Raw genomic sequence first — 17,032 nt, forward strand, 5'->3', positions numbered from 1 at the left:
CTAGGCTTGGATTTCCAGGTCGCCATCGGCACCACAAATTCCGGCGATTCCTGGGTACTGCGGATTCCACGTCGCCCCGATGTCACCGAACGCGCGGCGGTAGAAGGCCGGCTGCTCCACTGCCTAGCGCCGCACCTGGACGTAGCGATTCCCGATTGGAAAATCCATAGCGAGCAGTTGATCGCCTATCCGCTATTGCCCGGCGAACCGGGGCTCACCCTCGACGAGGCAGGGCAGCCACACTGGCATTTCGACCTGGAATCCCGGCACTACGCGCACTCCTTGGCGGATGTGATTGCGCAATTGCATGCGGTGGATCCACGGGTAGTTGCCGACAGCGGGATCGAGGTGTTCACTCCCGACTCCGTGCGCCAACGCAAGCGAGAGGACATCGCCACAGTCGTGAACGAATTTGAGGTAGCCCCAGATTTGCAGGACCGCTGGAACGCCTGGTTGGCCGATGACCGGTACTGGCCGCAGCACACCACCGTGACGCACGGAGAAATTTATCCCGCGCACCAACTGATGACCGGCGAGCGCATCGACAGCATACTGGACTGGACCACCGCGGCCATCGGCGACCCGGCCCGGGATTTCGTCTTCCACCAGGCAAGCGTTTCTCCGCAGGCGTTCGATGCCACCGTGGCCCGGTACGTAGCTCAAGGCGGGGTGGTTTCTCCGCTTTTGGCGGAGCACTGCGCCGAACTTTTCAGTACCGCCGCCGTTGATTACGGCCTCTTCGCGCTGCAGACCGGGGCCGACGAACATCTCAAGGCCGCAGCGGCCCAGCTCAATTCCTAGGCCGACTGCCCAGAGACTTTGCCGCCGCGCTGAGTACCGGACTTCGTCCATGGCTGTCCGGCCGACAAGTGCAATCTAGTCCGCTCGGATTCTTGTCTCGTGAGCGTTGCTCGCCTCGGCAAGTACGGTGAGCTCACCGCTGATTGGTTTCCACAGTGCCGCCCGGATAGCGGTGAGCTGCTCCAAATTCCGTGGAGTCAGCTCATCCAATGCACGAATGTAGTCCGGGACGATTTCTCGTGGCAACCGCAGGCCCATCGTCAGATGCGGAGTCCATCTCGACCCTCGACCATCCGGGTTCAGCGCGCTAATCTCGCGTGCAGCAGATTCCAGTTCTTCGGAGGTTTCAAGCAACCAGGCGACGGTTTGCTTTCGCTTCGTTCCGAAAACAACGGTGCCCACACGCTCCAGCCGTGCCGGGATCAGCGCAGGAAGCAACCGCGCAGAACATTGCGCAACCTCATCGGCCATTGCAGGTGAAAAGGTGATGGTGATATGCGGCGTCTGCTGTTGCACCGGAAACCCACACTCGGAAAGACGCGCGAACACCTCGCGGATCTGTTGCTCCTCGGCATCCGCCAATCGCAACAAGATGTTTTCTGGCGAGCTTCTCATCAGCGCTTCCTTATCCTGCACCTTATCCCTTGACGGCGACAGTTTACCGGTTGGGCTTCCCCACCATATCGCTCATGGAGCGGGTCGATGAAAAGGCAGAGGTATTCCCAATAACTCTCGTTGGCCGGGGTAAACAACAGAGTGCTTACTCCCTTGGCTTTGCCACAGCTTAGAGGCCTAGTGCTTGAGGCAGTTCAAGGGCTTCCCGGCGGTCCATATAATTGCGCGAATCCCGGATTGCAGTGCGGTACAGATCAGACCCAAGAATAGTCGGTTCAGCTTCGACGCCTGATTGTTGCCTTCGGGAATAGCGGCTTCACCATAATCAGACAAGGGGTATCTTCGCCCCACAGGTTGGTCTCCTCCAGAGCAAGAAAACCGCACTTTTCATAAAAGTGGCGCGTGCGTCGATATCCTTCATCCGGATGCGATGCTCCGAGCGTCTTCACTTCCAGCAGCTTGACCCCGTTGCCGAGCGCCTCGGCTTCGAGCGCCTCAACCATCGCACTGCCCACGCCGGATCCATGGAATTCACGATCAACAACTGTCAGATGGATTTCCGCGACGTGCGGAAAATGCCGGTCGACCAGCGTGAGTCCGATGACTTTCCCTGCGTTGTCCCGAACCGTCCAGGTTTCTTTGGTGCGCGCGGCGTCGATGTACTCCGCATTGGATTCAGGCTGCCCAAACCATTCGGGAACGGTTGACAACAATCGTGCGGTGTCTTCCGGGAGCTGGGCATCACGTCCCGCCGTCCAAGGTGCACTATTCATCTTCACAACCGCATCGACCTCTCGCAAAGCGCGCTAACCGTCCTATCCGAGCGTAGCCCAGCACGTCGATTGGCAGAGCGACAGTCATCCCTGATTTCGTGGTTCAAATATCTAGATACACGTTATACTTAGATACATGAACGACGATGAGGTGAAACCGGAATGGCCGTCAACGTGGACCCGCGCCGCACTGGGAACGGCTGTTCTCGCCAGTCTTGAGAATGGGCCGCTGCACGGGTACGGAATCGCGCAGGCAGTTAACGAACTTGGCTTCGGGCGCCCAAAAGGCGGATCCCTCTACCCGCTGCTCACCGGCCTGGAAAACGATGGCGCCGTGATCGCGCAATGGGAACAAGGGCAGAACGGCCCCGGAAAACGCAACTATGCACTGACTCCGCCCGGGTATACAAGGCTCCAAGAGGAACGCCGGGCCTGGCATGCTCTAGCCGAATCGCTAGGCGCGCCAAAACCAGCTACTGATTACGACTCGGACCTCCAAGGAAGGAAGCCATGACTCAGCATTCCCCACAACCACTCATCGAGCTTGATCTCACCGGGCTCATCGAAGAATTTCGTGCGGCCCGGGGAGCGGAAAGCGACGTTGAGTGGCTTCGAACCGTTGCAGGGCGCCTCATGCTCGACGACGTCAAGCTTTCTACCGCCAAAGAGGCACTCATCAAGCTTTTGCCGGTACTCAGAGATGCGCAGGAACCGGCGGAAGACCTGTTTGGGGATCCAAAGGTCTGGGCCAAGGATCAGCAGGAGCGCTGGCAGCAGTCCGGAACCCCTGCCTACGACCGGCACGAACTGCTCTCCACGGGGCAGTTCACGCAAGCCGTCTGCTTCAGCGCGACATTGATTGCGGTAGCAGTAACCATTGTTGCGCTGATCGACGATGGGTGGACAGCACCCTTGAGCTGGATGATGTTCGCCCTTCCCTTCTTTTTGGCAGCAGCAACCATAGGCCTAGTGCAGGTTTGGAATCTGGCGGTGCGCAAATTTACGCGCCCGATGGCGATGGTCTGGACCGCGGTGTCCTTAATCGTTGGCACTCTTGCCCTCAGCTCTCTCGCCATGCTCTTGCAAGGTTCGGCTGGGACAGGAAGCGTTCTTTGGTATCTGGCAGCGGTGCCGCCGTACGTGCTCATTCACTACGCAATCGGCGTCGTCCTGAAGCGCAAGCCAAAGACCACTACGCACCTCGCACCGGAAGCCACTGCAGTTTCTCAAGACGAATGGGTGGGCGAGCTCCAGGCGAATCTCCGGCTTCGTGGTGATCTCAGCGACCGGCGGATTCGCGTGATCGTGAACGAAACCCGCGCCTACGCCGCGGAGGCCGAGGCATCTCTGCAGGAGGAATTCGGTACTCCGGCCAGATATGCGGCCAGCTTCACACCGAATGAGCCCTATCGCGCACGCCGTGCAGCGTGGGCCTGGACTGCTGGCAGCGCGCTGATCGCGGCGCTCATCGCAGTTTCGATCCTCAACGCGCAATCATTCTTGACCTGGCAGACAACGATTTTCGCAGCATTGCTGGTCGGCACCCTCTGCTACGCAGTTCAGAGTTGGCGGGCGTCTTTCAAGAATCGGTAGCATCGAGCAATAATGCGGAGTTCGCGTCCGGCAGCGAAGCCCAGTTTTCGCCAATCCTGGCAGTTGCATGATTCCGCCACGGGCAACAGTGGAGCGGTCGCTGTGTTTGCCGATGGCAAATGGATAGGCTGGGTGGATGGCAACAGTTCTTCTCGTGCGGCACGGCCGCACCACAGCCAACGCCACGGGCCTGCTGGCCGGCCGGGCGTCCGGCGTCAACCTGGATCAGACCGGGATGGATCAGGCGGCACTGGCCGGAGAGCGGCTCGCCCAAGTGCCCTTAGCCGGGGTGGTCACGAGCCCGCTGGAACGCTGCCAGCAAACCGCACGCTACATTCTGGACCGCCAAGCCGGCGCTCCCTACGCGCCCACCGATCTTGATCTCACCGAATGCGACTACGGCCAGTGGCAAGGCCGCACGCTCAGCGAGCTGGCTGCCGAAGAGCTCTGGCCGGTGGTGCAGTCGCAACCCTCGGCAGTCACCTTTCCCGGCGGTGAATCCATGGCACTGATGCAGGCGCGATCGGTCGCGGCGATTCGACGCCACGATGCGGCCTTTGAAGCCGAGCACGGGCCAGAGGCCGTGTGGGTTGCGGTGAGCCACGGGGATATCATCAAGTCAGTTCTCGCCGACGCGCTCGGCATGCACCTTGACCTGTTCCAGCGCATTAACGTGGGCCCAGCCTCCATCTCGATCGTGCGCTACGGCGCCAGTCGGCCTAGCGTCTACGCAATGAACACCGATGCGGGTGATCTGTCGTGGCTGGCCAAAGGCCTCCACTCGGCAGATGCCCCGGTGGGCGGCGGCGCAGGGCAACAGACACCACGGACTTCAGGAGCCTAGAATATTTATATGCCTACACGTATTCACGAATTTTCCTGGCCCGATCGGGTCGTCGTTGGCGTCACCGGCCTTCCAGGGTCGCGTACGTTCTACCTGCAGGTGCGCGCGGGCAAGCAGCTGGTGAGCATCGTGCTGGAAAAGCAGCAGTCGGCTCAGCTCGCGGAGAATATCGATGACATTCTCGACCAGCTCCTCACCGTCGACGGCAACCCGTTCAGCATTCCCACCGGAACTCCCCCTGAACTTGTCGACAATGACCCGATTGAGGAGGACCAGGAGCAGTTCCGCGCTGGTGCAATGAGCCTGGGCTGGGACCCATCCACGTCCCAGATCGTGATCGAGGCCCATCCCCTCGCCGAGGAAGATCCCGATGCGCAGCTCGGCGAGGAGTCGCTTCACCCCGAGGAGGCCGAGGAGACCGAAATGCTGCGCGTCCGGATGCCGGTGGGCACCGCCCGCGCATTCGCCAAGCGCACCCGCGAGATCGTAGATGCCGGGCGTCCGATGTGCCTGCTGTGCGGCTATCCCGTGGACGCTGACGGACACACCTGCACCCTTCCCGAGGTCTAATGCAATCTCCTGAACTCATGGAAGCCGAGTTGGCGCTCACCGGCCGCATCACCACCGCGTCAAACGCCACCTTTCTAGGCAGCATCGGCGAGACGGTGGTCGTCTACAAGCCGATCGCCGGCGAAAGCCCGCTGTGGGATTTCCCCCAGGGAACGCTGGCCCACCGGGAGGTGGCCGCCTACCAGGTCTCGCAGGCCCTCGGCTGGGACGTGGTGCCCCGCACATGGCTGCGCGATGGCCCGCTCGGCGTTGGCATGGTGCAGCTTTGGCAGGAGCCGGACCCCGCCCAAGATGCCGTGAACCTTATCGCGTCGGAGCATGTACCGGCAGCTGGTTGGAAACAAGTTCTCCAGGGACAAGATGGGAGCGGACGAGCGGTCTCCCTCGTTCACGAAGACACCCCGGCGCTGCGACGCATGGCGGTGTTCGACGTCATCGTCAACAACGCCGACCGCAAAGGCGACCACATCCTCGCCCTGGCCAGCGGTCACCGGCACGGCGTGGACCACGGACTCACCTTTCACCGGGAGCACAAGCTGCGCACGGTGCTGTGGGGATGGCGCGGAGATAAGCTAACCGCCGAGGAAGAAGCGGGCATACACCGTGTTAGCGAAGGGCTGCACGGTGAACTGGGCCAAAGCCTGGCGGCGTTGCTCAGCGCCGAAGAACTCGCATCTCTCGCCGCGCGCTGCGCCAAGTTGCGCTCGGCAGGGCAGTTTCCGGCACCGAGCGGTGAGATGCCAGCGGTTCCCTGGCCGCTGTTCTAAGGGAATTACGAACACAATTTTCGCCGCTGGTTGGTTGTGCACAAAATCTGATTGCTGCACCAAGGTGGCAACCGCTCGGAAATGCGCATGACCGCCACGAACACTTGTTCATGGCGGCCATCGCAAAGGTTTAGCGTAGCTCAGGGACCACGGCATTGAACCTGAAATCACCACGTCGCCACACGAAACCACCGCCAGGCGTGCTCTGCCGGAAACCTGGCAGCTTCTCGAACGGGAAGACTACGGCAGGCCAATAACCCCCGATTTTTCCGGCTGCCTCTGTGCGGTCACCCGATTGGCCGCTGACATAACAGCCGACATGCTTGCCGCCAGCACCGAACGCCCACGCCCAGCGGTCCAGAAAATGCCGTCATCGGTTCGGCATTCAAGCAGAGTTAATGCCTCGCTGTCGTTGCCTGCACCCACGCTGGTCTGGTGCAAGCTGAGGACGTCAACTGCGATGCCGTGAATCTCCAGTGCGGAAGTCAAAGCCTCAACCGGCCCAACACCATCATGCGTGCTGCTGTGTTGCTGCCCGGAAACGTCGAGCACAACCTCTACACGAGCGGCTCCCTCCATATCTACAACCTGATAGCTGTGCAACGCGAGGCGCTCGGCCGATGAGCCCTGATGCAGATAGACCTGCTGAAAAACACTCCACAGCCCGGCTGCACTAGCTTCGCTGCCGGTGGAGTCCGTATGCCGCTGCACGTGGCGGGCGAAGTCAATCTGCAGGCGCCGTGGCAGCTCAATCCCGTACTCAGCTTCGAGCAGATATGCGATTCCGCCCTTGCCCGATTGGGAGTTCACGCGTATTACGGCAGCATAATTTCGCCCTAAATCTGCCGGGTCGATCGGCAGGTAAGGGACATTCCAGGGAATATCTTGTTCCGGACGCTGTTCGGCGCTTGCCTGAACGCGATGAGCGATAAACCCCTTTTTAATCGCATCCTGGTGGGTGCCGCTGAAGGCGGTGTGCACGAGGTCCCCGACGTAGGGGTGGCGCGGGTGCACCTCCAGACGATTGCAATACTCCACCGTTCGACGGATCTCATCGATGTCGGAAAAATCGATCATTGGGTCGATGCCTTGGGCATGGAGATTCAGCGCCAGAGTCGCGATGTCGACGTTTCCGGTGCGTTCGCCGTTTCCAAAGATGCACCCCTCGACGCGTTGAGCTCCGGCGAGGACCGCAAGCTCGGCGCAGGCGATCCCGGTACCGCGGTCGTTATGCGGATGCACCGACAGGATGACGGAATCCCGGCGTGCAAGATTTTTGTGCATGTATTCGATCTGGTCGGCATACACGTTTGGAGTTGCGATTTCGACGGTGGCCGGAAGATTGAGAATCACCGGACGCTCAGGCCTCGCATCCCACAGCTCTGTCATGCTGTTGCAGATGTCGAGTACATAGTCCGGTTCGGTCAGATTAAAAACCTCTGGGGAAAATTCGAAGCGTACGTTCGGCATGTCCCCGGCAAATTCGAGCACATCACGTCCACCGGCCAAAATCAGTTCTTTGAGCGCTTCCCGCTCGTAGCCGAGCACCAGGTTGCGCCACGTTGGGGCGGTCGCCGTATACATGTGGATCACGACCGGGTTGGAAATCCCCTTGATCGAGGCAACCGTCCGCTCGATGAGCTCTCGACGAGCTGGGGTGAATACGACGATCGTCACGTCATTCGGGGCGATGCCAGTTTCCGCGATCAGCCGCACGAAGTCGTAGTCGGTCTGTGATGCCGAAGGGTATCCGACCTCGATCTCTTTGTAGCCCATGGCGACCATGAGCTCGAAGAAGCGGCGCTTGCGTGCCGGGTCCATCGGCTCAGCGAGCGCTTGGTTGCCATCGCGCAAGTCAACCGGAACCCACTGCGGAGCCTCGGTGAGCTGCTTCGACGGCCAGTCGCGTGCGTCAAGTGGCACGTCGACTCGAGAGTAGGCATTGGTGTAGCGGTGCGAGGGCATCTGTGAATATCGCTGCTGGTTCCAGCTCGGTGCATTATCCGGCACGGCGCCTGCCGGAGTCGAGATATGGGGAAATGATGTCTTTGTCATTTTTGATTCCTTCAGTCCAAGAATTGCGACCGGCACAGCATTCGACTCCACGACGGGGAGCCGGTCCGGCTACGCCCCGCCGTGGCGGCGAAGTAGAAGGAAATTATCGAAGAACATGGATAGACTGTAGCACAACTCCTCAGACAAGCTGATGAGTTGGAAGGCGATAACGTGGCACAAGTGACTCGAACACCGTTGGCGGATCAGGTAGCGGATCTGCTACTCGAACGCATCCGGTCGGGCGAATGGGCGCTGGGAGAAAAACTCCCGGGCGAGACCACTCTTGCTCCCCAGCTCGGCGTCGGACGATCCACACTGCGCGAGGCCATTCGCCAGCTGGCAGGGCGCGGAGTCCTGGCCGCCCGGCAGGGATCGGGTGTCTTCATCACAGCCCTGGATGTCTCGGAAGACTGGGATATCGTCTTGCGTCGCGCCGGCATCATCTCGGTCATCGAGGCACGTATCGCCATCGAAACGGAAGCCGCCTCGCTCGCAGCCGCACGCCGGACCCCGGCGGATGTCCGTGCGATCCGGCAGGCCCTCTCCGCCCGCGCCGAATACCGCGATGAAATCGAGAGCCACGTCGATGCCGACACCGCGTTCCACCGCGCGATCGTGGCCGCAGCGCACAATCCAATACTTCTGGATCTGTTCGACAGCTTCACCCCGCGGCTTCGCGAGGCGATGATCGAAATGCTGCGAATCCGCAAGACATTTGGGCACACGGCGGACCAGGACCTTCACGGTGGGCTCGCCGACGCGATCTTCGATCGAGACGCGGACACGGCCGCTCAGCGCAGCCGCGCTCACCTGATGTCGCTGCGAGACAGCCTCGCATAGGCAAGTTCTAGCCGGCTCCTGCCAGAGAAGTATCGTTGGAAATGGTTCTCGCGGCGGCATCACCACGCCGGGTATAAAAGCCGTCCTCAGCCCGCGGGCCTACAAGCACTTTTCAATGAATTTTTACACGTTGAAGCTTAGCTCCACCGGGTTCTAGCACGGAGCAACCTCTCGCGAAATCGCATTCCGACAGAAATACTGTGGGCCAAATCTTCTCGACGGGCTCGCTCGACATAGGCGCAAGGCTTTCTGGGCGACAAGCCGTTGACGAGTGTCAGAGTCCACCTCGTCGGTCCGCTCCCTTGCCCGCACTCGTTCAGATCACGAGCCGGCAATTCTTTACGCCCGGATTCTCAGGAAGCAGCTGCTTCCCAAGAAACCGGCTTCACCCCATAGTTCAGCCTCCACCAGCGGCAAAAATCCCCCACTTCGCGGAGAAAGCGCGTGTACGCGTGAATCCGGCATCCCGATGAGAGGCTGCGAGCGTCTTCACTTCCAGGAAGCAGGCCCCGTGGTGGGCGGAGTCATCGATAACCCTGCGCATCGAGGTACCGAGGCCTGAACCGTGCACTGCTCGGCCGACAACGGTGAAACGCAGCTCGGCGTTGGATTCCGGTTGCCCGAACTACTGGGAAACCGTGACGAGCAGGAGCGCGACATCATTTGGCATGTGTCGATCGGGGCCTGCGACCCGCACTCCACCGTTCATGCCACCTTCAGCGGCGTGATCGAAGCTATCTGCTCCCCCGCAATGTCCTCTGCGCGATCGAGCTCGTAGTGGCTCTGCAGGTTGAGCCAGAACTCGGCCGATGTGCCGAAGTACTTCGCGAGCCGCAGCGCGGTGTCCGCCGAGATCCCACGCTTGCCGTGCACGATCTCGTTGATGCGCCGCGGCGGCACTCCGATCGACACAGCGAGCTTGTTCTGCGTGATCCCGAATCCCTCGATGAAGTCCTCCATGAGGACCTCGCCCGGGTGGATGGGCTGCATCTTCTCAGTGGTAGTCAACGATCTCCACCTCCTCTGGTCCGGCGTCTGTCCATTTGAAGCAGATCCGCCATTGGTCATTAACACGTATGCTGTGCTGGCCGGCCCGGTCGCCTTTCAAGGCTTCGAGCCGATTGCCCGGCGGACTTCGCAAGTCATCCAGGTTCGTCGCTGACCCCACCTGGCGGAGCTTGCGCAGCGCCACCCGGAGTATCCGAGGATCAATGGACGGCACGCGCTCACGAAGCCACAGACGCTCGGTATCCTTGCTGCCAAACGATCTGATCACAGTTCCAGTATATAACGGAGTGCGTCAATAACGCTAGACGTTAAACCTGAATACAGCCGCGTTCTGGCACGTACGCCATTGGAAAAGTGGGCACTAGCTGTAGCTCTCGCGGTCGGGCACAACGAATCTGCACAGTGTATTCGCCTCACGGATGTCCTCGTCTGACTCTCCCCCGGAGACCTCGCTCAGCATGCCCAGCAGCGACTGGCCTGAGCTGCCCAGACGGAACAAAAAGAAGGCCCCCACCTCACTTGCGATTCGTTCCCTTGGAACGCGGTGCTTCGTCTTTCCGCTGGTCGCGCAACGCGGTGGCTACGGCCACAAAGAAAGCGAATAACAATGCGACCCACAGGTTTTCAAGAACTTCTACCGGCGACCTACCCGATATCAGGCAATACGCTCCAATCAGCAGGCCCATGCCAAAAACGGAGATGCCGAGGTATAGCGCCACGCGTTGCATGGCAACCCGTGAAATTTTTCTCACTTGCGATACCTCCCACCTATAGATGTTTCTGAATACCTCGCTCAGGATAGGTGGCGTTTCTGAGCGGAGCAAATTGCCTCGCGATCACCTCAGCCACCCGTCTGAGGGTTGCAAGAAGATTAGGCGGCGGTGGGGTGCCGGACCGCGAGGGTCACGGCCAGATCCTAGATGGTCTCGTATTCGATGGGGCCAACAGGCCCAATCCGGTCTAGCTGCGATGATCGCAATTCACTGAGTCTTCCTCGACGATTGTGCCCTCGGGATTGATCCGATTCATGCCTGCCGGATGGCGCTCAGTTCTTGGCATCAATTCATGGATAGAGCCTGCTACGCTGCCGCTGTGGATCATGGAACCGGGCTAGCGCGACTGCGTCACGATCGCCATGCCTCGGGCCCTCCTGCATGACACAATAGCCCGGCTCAAGTTTAATGATTCGCCCGACGTTTATGCCTACGAACAACACCATAATCGTTCGCCGCAGGCGGGCTCGACGATGCCGAAGAAGACCGAGCGCTTGCCAAGCTTAGATATTGAAGCGGAACTCCACCGCATTACGGTACGGAATAACCTCTGACTCTGAGCCATACTGTCCCTCATCGATAGACCTCTCGCCGGTGGCCAAGGCGCAGAATCCGGGTTCCGATATTTCTATCCCTCGTCGCTTGCTGCTCCGGGGCGAGACTGGCATGCCGGGCCCTGTTGCTATTCGTGGAAACTGTTCCGATATTGGCTAGGAGACGTGCCAAGAGAAGCGCGGAAGTGGTCACGGAGCGTGAAGGCGCTTCCGAATCCGGCTTGCTCTGCGACCTGATCAATGGGGAGCGTTGTGGTCTCAAGGAGCGCTCTCGCGAGTTCGACTCGTTGTCGGGTGAGCCACTCCCCGACGCTTTGTCCGACTTCCGCGCGGAATCGTCGAGTGAAGGTCCGGCGACTCATTCCGGCGTGTTCGGCCAGCTCGGCGACGGGTAGCGGACGCTGAAGGTGTCGGAGTGCAAACGTTCGGGTCCCAGAGGTGCTCGAGTCGTCAGAATGGGGCACAGGTCTTTCCACGTACTGCGCCTGTCCACCGTCACGCCAGGGCGGAATGACGCAGCGTCGTGCAACATCGTTCGCAACCCGGCTGCCGTGGTCGATGCGGATCAGCTGCAGGCACAGGTCGATGCCGGCCGCGGCTCCGGCGGACGTGAAGATCCGTCCACTTTGCACATAGAGCACATCAACTTCTACCTCGATGGCCGGGTAGGAAGCGATGAAATGCTCAGTTCTCTTCCAATGCGTTGTGGCGCGACACCCTTCGAGTAGACCCGCCGCAGCGAGCACATACGACGCCAGGCAAATGGCAACGATGCGCGCAGCGGGCGGGACGAGCGCGACGGCGGCAGCGAGGTCCTCTGGGAGCTGCTCCGGCCCGGTGATGTTCGCGTGGTGTTCCCCCGCGGGGATGACGATAGTGTCCGCGGTCGCGAGAACGGACGCGTCGTGCGTCACCGTGATCGTGAAGTCTGCGGCCGTGCGGACCGGGTGCCCATCTGGTGAGCAGGTGATCACCTCATACAGAGGCTCACCATTCTCGTCGAGCGCGGAACCGAACAGCCGCGTCGCGATACTCAGCTCGAAGGGAAGCACTCCTTGGGATGCGAGAACTACAACACGATGCATGGCCCAATCCTCCCACATAATGGCCAGCGGGCCACTCGTCAGGGCGACGCGAGGAGACCAGAATTGGAACCATGACAGATCACACCATGCAAGCGCTCACCCAGAACATTCTCGGCGGGCCAGAAGTACTCCACTTGACTGAACAGCCGCGCCCGACCCCTGGACCAGCCGAAGTCCTCGTCCGGGTCCGCGCGACGGGACTGAGCCCGACAGACTGGGTGCACCGGCGTATCCCCGGATTCCTAGGGGACGGATCGAAAGTGCTCGGCTGGGATGTGTCGGGCGTCGTCGAGGAGGTCGGCCTCGGTGTCTCCATCCACAAGGCGGGTGATGAGGTGTTCGGAATGCTCCCTTACCCGCAGGGGCACGGAGCCGCGGCCGAGTTCGTCGTTTCCCCTGCGCGGCACTTGACCCGGAAGCCGGCGAACATCGATCATGAAGCAGCTTCTGCCGTGCCACTCGCAGCGTTGACCGCGTGGCAGGCGCTCGTCAATGTCGCCGACGTGCAACCGGGACAGCGAGTTCTCATCCATGCGGCCGCTGGTGGAGTTGGTCACTTCGCCGTGCAGATCGCCAAAGCCAAGGGTGCATATGTGATCGGGACGGCGAGTTCCAAGAACCATGAACTGGTCACGTCGCTGGGAGCAGACGAAGTCATCGACTACACCAAAGATGACTTCTCGGCAGCCGCACAAGACATTGACGTAGTACTGGACACAATCGGCGGCGACTACGTTCCTCGCTCCCTGCGAACCCTCCGAGCCGGCGGCACCATCGTCTCCATCGCATTGAACACCACCACTGACCATTCTGCCGAAGCCAGCGCCATCGGTGCCCGCCACGAGATGATGCTCGTAGAAGGCGACCAAGCGGGCATGCAGGCGATCGCCGAACTCCTCCACGACGGGGCTGTCCGCCCCGTGATCGCAGCTACCTTCCCTCTGAGAGATGGGCACCGCGCCCACGAACTCGGCGAGAGCGGACACGTCGCAGGGAAAATCGTTCTGACCGTCTGAGTTCGGGCACGCGAGAGCGAAGCCAACCGTGTCTTCAACGGAGTCCGGTTAGCTTCGCTCTCGCCCCTGGTGTCCTTTGTCGCCAACCACAGGCTGCTCGAACGTTAGGCTCAACGAAACCGACCCCGAACTCCGATGGCCGCCGGATCGAGGGACGATTGCTAGGCCTCCGATGGGCCCACCATCGAAATCAACACGTTCGCGACGGCTGCGACAAGTCGGCTACAGCTTCAACGAAACTACACCGATCTCAAGAAGGATAAATTCATTCTAGTCAGGAGTTTTAGGCGTTGAAGCGGCACTCCACCACGTCGCCACGGTTGGCAAACGTCTGGGCTCAGGCCACCCGGACGCGCTGGTCGCCGACCACGAACTCGATTGCCAGCCCGCCACCGACTGCCTCGAGGTAGCTGCGGATCGTGCCGATCTTCGCGCTGTCGAGGTCGCCATGCTCGATCTTGGAGACTTGGCGCTGGCCCACGCCGATGCGCTCGGCGAGCTGGGCCTGGGTCAGGCCCGCCCCTTCGCGCAACTCGCGGAGGCGGTACGCACGCACCTCGGCGAGCATCCGCTCCTTGTGCGCTTCAACGAGCTCCCGGTCCACGGGGTGCTTGGCGACGAAGTCCTTCAGGGTCTTGGCCATCTCGATCGTTCTCCTCTCGATCTGCGCAGGTGCTCATCGAACAGTACGTCAGCCAGTGGAATGCTCCTCTTGTACAAACGCTACTAATCGCCAGCCTTGTCGCCCGCGATCAGCTCGATGTCTACACTCCAGACGCCAACAGTTTAGACCCTGCAAGATCTGCAGGCAATTATCCAGAACTTGTGTGTCAGACGTTGAAGCGGAATTCAACCCAGTTCGGGCACCGAACAACTTCTGCGCTCTGGTCAGAACAAATGATGATTGACCTCCATCCAACGGGGAGGTAGGCTCTCCGCGATGATGACAAGTCAGGCCCAAGTCGGACGCACCGGGAACGGCTCTCTGGTTGTTCCCTGATTCGTGTCCATCCTTGCGTGAGGTCAGCGGAGCTCACTCACGCCACCACCAGGAGAATCATGACAGCGCACTTCAATCACACGATCATCGCCTCAACGGACCCTGCCGATATGTCCAAGTTCTATCGAGACCTGCTCGAAGCGGACGACGCTCCGGCCTGGGGTCCGTTCGTCAACATCAAAATCGCCGATGGTGTCCTGCTGCAGTTCGCAAGCCCACCGATGGAGTTCCCGCCGCAGCACTACGCCTACCTGCTCGATGACGCGCATTTCGATCGCGCATACGCGAAGATCGTCGACCGACGGCAGGAGCACTGGGCCGACCCTCAACGATCCCGACCCGGAGAGATCAACAATGAGCACGGCGGTCGCGGCGTCTATCTGCTCGATCCCTCAGGCCACTACCTCGAGCTGATCACACGCCCCTACCTGTGAAATCCGCTCGCAGTTAGCGTCTATCAGCCACCGTCCCGCAAGCTCTCCGGAAGCCGGAAGTCACCCGGCTTCCGGAGCACGATGTTCTAGACGTTGGAGCGGAACTCCACCACGTCGCCACAGATACCAACCTCTGAGCCGCTGTCTCGAAGTCGACCGACGTAACCTCTGAGAGCTACTCGACAAGAGGTAGGGAACGTACGAGAACCTAACCTTAACGGCATAGTGAAACTCCCATAGTTCTCTAAGAACTCCAGGAGGCGCTCATTGTGGTTGGCCAAGGACACGGCTTTCAATTTCTTTCCGAACGTCTAGTTGTAAAGATCGTTGTAGTCATCGATGTTGGAACCATCCTCAAAATCGGCATGATCGTGATCGAGGACAGAACTGAGTAAAACGGTACGTTCGCTGCCGGTCCTTTTAGCGTTCATCCCCACCGCATTTCGGTGGTGTGGGAGATCAGAACGAACTTCACGAAAGCACGTCCAGAATCAGCCTCTGAAAAACTCCTCATGCAGCTTCCCTTGGACGTGGTCTGCGGTGCTGAGTAAAAGGGCACAGCGTCAGATATCTTCGGTACAGTGCTTTCATGGACGGACTTGTAAACGAGCGGCAGCTCGAAGTTTTGCGATGGATCTCCGATGGTTGCCCTGAAGGCAAGTGGCCCGAGGACGGATTCCCCTATAAGACCAGTGCCGCCGCATTGAAGTCCCGGGGACTCGTAACGATCACGCGTCACGGCAGTACTTGGACCGCCGCTGTTACCAAAGCGGGAACCCACTACCTTGAGCACGGCACCTACCCGCCTAGCGCGTCGCCTAAGGCCCCTACCGTTCCCGCCGTCCGAGCCCACCGCGCCGTAGCAGTCGATCTCGGCCTTGGCGACGGCGCGTCAGAGACGCTCGCACAAGCGAAGGCCCTCATCGCTCAACTCCGGGACTCAGAACGAATCACCGTCGCGGACCCAGTGGAGTCGACTCGCGCCCGTTACCGCCGCGTTCTCCACGCGTGCAGGGTCCATCATCTGGTACCGGAAGACCACGAATTACGCTTCACCGGACGCAGCTCAGGTGAGATCGTCATCATGCTCAGCACGGGCTCGTCTGCAGATTCTTCCGACTGGGATCGCATCAGAACGACTACGCGAAAGATCACGACAAACCTCGACGTGCTCCGCAAAGCATTAGAGGCCTCATCGATCCTCGACCCGGTCAGCGAATCCCGCCGTCCCCGAGCCCTCAAGATAGTCATTGATCTCGCCGAGCACCTACGCGCGCATGACCTCAAGCTAGGTGCGAACACCAAGCTCAAGTCACCGAAGTTGTTCGTTCAAGCCGACACCCGCCGTCGAAATCTCTACCTTACCGAGATCCTGAATGAGGTCCCCCACGTTACGACGGCCGCTGAGAAGCGCGAAATTCTGCGTGCACCATGGACACGAATCCCGAAGTTCGACAGCTCGCCATCCGGCCGATTGCAACTCCATGTGGAACGAGACGGCACGCACGAGGTAAAGATCGACCGCCAAAACTATCGGTACGAACGCAACGGCGATACGTGGTCAGACGAGAAGAAGAAGCCCCTTGAACGTCAAGTCCGCGAAATCGCACGCGAGATCAAGAAAGGGGTGATCGATGACGACGACGCCCTCGAACGCCAGAAACAACGGCACGCCGAGGCGCACGAAGCACACCAACGCGAACAAGCTGCACAACTGCGCGCATGGGAGAACTTACGGGACCATGCCCGAGCGAAAGCGATCCTCGAACTCCGAGAAGCTACGTTTGCACGCGCGTTCGAGGCTTGGCAAGGAGCCCAAGAACTGCGGGCATTCGCGAAACAACTAGAGACAGAAGCCACGGCACAGGGACTGCTGGCGAACCGTCCGAAGTTGCGAGAATGGCTCGAATGGGCGCGTATTCGCGCAGACGACATTGATCCGCTTGCCAATCTCGAACACCTCGACGACGGTGTATTCGATGCCGAACCCTCAGCAGACGACCTTCGTCCCCACATGGAGGGCTGGGATCCTTTGCGTCATCGCAAGGACTACAGCGCCGGATTTGGCAAACCAGAGCAGCAACAGGTGCACTTACCGCAACCGCGCGCCTGGCACATGGGTATGCGCGACAGACCAAGCTGGTGGCGTTACTAAACCGACGTTCCCAGCATGAAGCTGCGGGCCAATCCGAGATTGGGATGCTATGCCCTGGACATCAAGTACGGGGCAATGCGCTCTGCAGACAATGGACTACCAGTTTTGAACTGGTCTTCCACACGAGTTCCGACATAGCCCAACCTCCG

At 60.2% G+C, this 17,032-nt stretch carries 19 protein-coding genes; 10 read left to right on the forward strand and 9 right to left on the reverse strand.

The genetic code is table 11. The features are described 5' to 3' along the window. A partial coding sequence (locus ACT3UQ_RS15160; protein ID WP_444637442.1) for a macrolide 2'-phosphotransferase occupies nucleotides 1-801 on the forward strand: 801 nt, incomplete at its 5' end. Between the two features lie 75 nt (nucleotides 802-876). On the opposite strand, the gene ACT3UQ_RS15165 is transcribed toward ACT3UQ_RS15160, so the two are convergent. Together ACT3UQ_RS15165 and ACT3UQ_RS15170 are read right to left on the reverse strand one after the other, a co-directional pair. Further along, complete coding sequence (locus tag ACT3UQ_RS15165) at nucleotides 877-1,416, reverse strand: 2'-5' RNA ligase family protein (RefSeq protein WP_096288890.1); 540 nt, start codon at nucleotides 1,414-1,416, stop codon at nucleotides 877-879. A gap of 275 nt (nucleotides 1,417-1,691) precedes the next feature. Continuing rightward, a complete protein-coding gene (locus ACT3UQ_RS15170; protein WP_096288945.1) occupies nucleotides 1,692-2,189 on the reverse strand; it encodes a GNAT family N-acetyltransferase in 498 nt (165 codons plus the stop codon). Nucleotides 2,190-2,325: 136 nt separating this feature from the next. Between ACT3UQ_RS15170 and ACT3UQ_RS15175 the strand changes: the two genes are divergently transcribed. From ACT3UQ_RS15175 to ACT3UQ_RS15195, 5 genes are all read left to right on the forward strand, one after another. After that, nucleotides 2,326-2,703 (forward strand): PadR family transcriptional regulator, encoded by a 378-nt coding sequence (locus tag ACT3UQ_RS15175; protein WP_096288893.1) that lies wholly within the window; start codon nucleotides 2,326-2,328, stop codon nucleotides 2,701-2,703. Then, nucleotides 2,700-3,782, forward strand: a complete 1,083-nt coding sequence (locus ACT3UQ_RS15180; protein WP_444637443.1) for a hypothetical protein — start codon at nucleotides 2,700-2,702, stop codon at nucleotides 3,780-3,782. Before ACT3UQ_RS15175 ends, ACT3UQ_RS15180 begins: the two co-directional genes overlap by 4 nt. 136 nt (nucleotides 3,783-3,918) lie before the next feature. Further along, the gene (locus ACT3UQ_RS15185) at nucleotides 3,919-4,626 is read left to right on the forward strand and encodes a histidine phosphatase family protein (RefSeq protein WP_105553053.1); all 708 of its coding nucleotides are present in this window, start codon (nucleotides 3,919-3,921) and stop codon (nucleotides 4,624-4,626) included. A gap of 9 nt (nucleotides 4,627-4,635) precedes the next feature. After that, a complete protein-coding gene (locus tag ACT3UQ_RS15190) occupies nucleotides 4,636-5,196 on the forward strand; it encodes a DUF3090 domain-containing protein (protein ID WP_444637444.1) in 561 nt (186 codons plus the stop codon). Beyond that, a complete protein-coding gene (locus ACT3UQ_RS15195; protein ID WP_444637445.1) occupies nucleotides 5,196-5,963 on the forward strand; it encodes an SCO1664 family protein in 768 nt (255 codons plus the stop codon). Before ACT3UQ_RS15190 ends, ACT3UQ_RS15195 begins: the two co-directional genes overlap by 1 nt. A 240-nt stretch (nucleotides 5,964-6,203) precedes the next feature. Here ACT3UQ_RS15195 and ACT3UQ_RS15200 read toward each other — a convergent pair whose 3' ends face one another. Beyond that, nucleotides 6,204-8,018, reverse strand: coding sequence for a 2-isopropylmalate synthase (locus tag ACT3UQ_RS15200; protein WP_444637446.1), 1,815 nt, complete (start codon nucleotides 8,016-8,018; stop codon nucleotides 6,204-6,206). Nucleotides 8,019-8,189: 171 nt separating this feature from the next. Between ACT3UQ_RS15200 and ACT3UQ_RS15205 the strand changes: the two genes are divergently transcribed. Beyond that, nucleotides 8,190-8,858, forward strand: coding sequence for a FadR/GntR family transcriptional regulator (locus tag ACT3UQ_RS15205; protein WP_096288905.1), 669 nt, complete (start codon nucleotides 8,190-8,192; stop codon nucleotides 8,856-8,858). Nucleotides 8,859-9,563: 705 nt separating this feature from the next. Here the strand turns inward: ACT3UQ_RS15205 and ACT3UQ_RS15210 are convergent. The 5 genes from ACT3UQ_RS15210 to ACT3UQ_RS15230 all read right to left on the reverse strand — a co-directional run bounded on the left by ACT3UQ_RS15210 (nucleotide 9,564) and on the right by ACT3UQ_RS15230 (nucleotide 12,278). Next, nucleotides 9,564-9,866 (reverse strand): HigA family addiction module antitoxin, encoded by a 303-nt coding sequence (locus ACT3UQ_RS15210; RefSeq protein WP_096288907.1) that lies wholly within the window; start codon nucleotides 9,864-9,866, stop codon nucleotides 9,564-9,566. Further along, entirely contained in the window at nucleotides 9,853-10,134 is a 282-nt protein-coding gene (locus tag ACT3UQ_RS15215) for a type II toxin-antitoxin system RelE/ParE family toxin (protein ID WP_096288909.1), read from the reverse strand. Before ACT3UQ_RS15215 ends, ACT3UQ_RS15210 begins: the two co-directional genes overlap by 14 nt. A 93-nt stretch (nucleotides 10,135-10,227) precedes the next feature. Then, entirely contained in the window at nucleotides 10,228-10,380 is a 153-nt protein-coding gene (locus ACT3UQ_RS15220) for a hypothetical protein (protein ID WP_176484299.1), read from the reverse strand. A 1-nt stretch (nucleotide 10,381) separates the two neighbouring features. Beyond that, the gene (locus ACT3UQ_RS15225; protein WP_141393613.1) at nucleotides 10,382-10,618 is read right to left on the reverse strand and encodes a dicarboxylate/amino acid:cation symporter; all 237 of its coding nucleotides are present in this window, start codon (nucleotides 10,616-10,618) and stop codon (nucleotides 10,382-10,384) included. 703 nt (nucleotides 10,619-11,321) lie between these two features. After that, a complete protein-coding gene (locus tag ACT3UQ_RS15230) occupies nucleotides 11,322-12,278 on the reverse strand; it encodes a GlxA family transcriptional regulator (RefSeq protein ID WP_444637447.1) in 957 nt (318 codons plus the stop codon). A 71-nt stretch (nucleotides 12,279-12,349) separates the two neighbouring features. Here ACT3UQ_RS15230 and ACT3UQ_RS15235 point away from each other — a divergent pair, with 71 nt between their 5' ends. After that, nucleotides 12,350-13,294 carry an NADP-dependent oxidoreductase gene (locus tag ACT3UQ_RS15235; protein WP_217990434.1) on the forward strand — a complete coding sequence of 315 codons (945 nt, stop codon included), beginning with the start codon at nucleotides 12,350-12,352 and terminating at the stop codon, nucleotides 13,292-13,294. A gap of 337 nt (nucleotides 13,295-13,631) precedes the next feature. Here the strand turns inward: ACT3UQ_RS15235 and ACT3UQ_RS15240 are convergent, their stop codons facing one another. Further along, entirely contained in the window at nucleotides 13,632-13,937 is a 306-nt protein-coding gene (locus tag ACT3UQ_RS15240; RefSeq protein WP_096288917.1) for a helix-turn-helix domain-containing protein, read from the reverse strand. Nucleotides 13,938-14,353: 416 nt separating this feature from the next. On the opposite strand from ACT3UQ_RS15240, the gene ACT3UQ_RS15245 reads away from it, so the two are divergent. Both ACT3UQ_RS15245 and ACT3UQ_RS15250 read left to right on the forward strand, forming a co-directional pair. Next, nucleotides 14,354-14,728 carry a VOC family protein gene (locus ACT3UQ_RS15245; protein ID WP_444637448.1) on the forward strand — a complete coding sequence of 125 codons (375 nt, stop codon included), beginning with the start codon at nucleotides 14,354-14,356 and terminating at the stop codon, nucleotides 14,726-14,728. 589 nt (nucleotides 14,729-15,317) lie between these two features. Further along, on the forward strand, nucleotides 15,318-16,883 hold the full coding sequence (locus ACT3UQ_RS15250) for a hypothetical protein (protein ID WP_444637449.1): 1,566 nt from the start codon (nucleotides 15,318-15,320) through the stop codon (nucleotides 16,881-16,883). Nucleotides 16,884-17,032 lie beyond the last annotated feature (149 nt).

The organism is Glutamicibacter sp. AOP12-B1-11 (assembly GCF_052379245.1).
GTDB lineage: Bacteria > Actinomycetota > Actinomycetes > Actinomycetales > Micrococcaceae > Glutamicibacter.

What these genes read in the sequence shown, in the direction of transcription:
- ACT3UQ_RS15185 (WP_105553053.1), top strand. Translation starts at nt 3,919, where the DNA reads ATGGCAACAGTTCTTCTCGTGCGGCACGGCCGCACCACAGCCAACGCC.
- ACT3UQ_RS15240 (WP_096288917.1), bottom strand. Translation starts at nt 13,937, where the DNA reads ATGGCCAAGACCCTGAAGGACTTCGTCGCCAAGCACCCCGTGGACCGG.
- ACT3UQ_RS15250 (WP_444637449.1), top strand. Translation starts at nt 15,318, where the DNA reads ATGGACGGACTTGTAAACGAGCGGCAGCTCGAAGTTTTGCGATGGATC.
- ACT3UQ_RS15200 (WP_444637446.1), bottom strand. Translation starts at nt 8,018, where the DNA reads ATGACAAAGACATCATTTCCCCATATCTCGACTCCGGCAGGCGCCGTG.
- ACT3UQ_RS15175 (WP_096288893.1), top strand. Translation starts at nt 2,326, where the DNA reads ATGAACGACGATGAGGTGAAACCGGAATGGCCGTCAACGTGGACCCGC.
- ACT3UQ_RS15170 (WP_096288945.1), bottom strand. Translation starts at nt 2,189, where the DNA reads ATGAATAGTGCACCTTGGACGGCGGGACGTGATGCCCAGCTCCCGGAA.
- ACT3UQ_RS15180 (WP_444637443.1), top strand. Translation starts at nt 2,700, where the DNA reads ATGACTCAGCATTCCCCACAACCACTCATCGAGCTTGATCTCACCGGG.
- ACT3UQ_RS15235 (WP_217990434.1), top strand. Translation starts at nt 12,350, where the DNA reads ATGACAGATCACACCATGCAAGCGCTCACCCAGAACATTCTCGGCGGG.
- ACT3UQ_RS15165 (WP_096288890.1), bottom strand. Translation starts at nt 1,416, where the DNA reads ATGAGAAGCTCGCCAGAAAACATCTTGTTGCGATTGGCGGATGCCGAG.
- ACT3UQ_RS15190 (WP_444637444.1), top strand. Translation starts at nt 4,636, where the DNA reads ATGCCTACACGTATTCACGAATTTTCCTGGCCCGATCGGGTCGTCGTT.
- ACT3UQ_RS15195 (WP_444637445.1), top strand. Translation starts at nt 5,196, where the DNA reads ATGCAATCTCCTGAACTCATGGAAGCCGAGTTGGCGCTCACCGGCCGC.
- ACT3UQ_RS15230 (WP_444637447.1), bottom strand. Translation starts at nt 12,278, where the DNA reads ATGCATCGTGTTGTAGTTCTCGCATCCCAAGGAGTGCTTCCCTTCGAG.
- ACT3UQ_RS15245 (WP_444637448.1), top strand. Translation starts at nt 14,354, where the DNA reads ATGACAGCGCACTTCAATCACACGATCATCGCCTCAACGGACCCTGCC.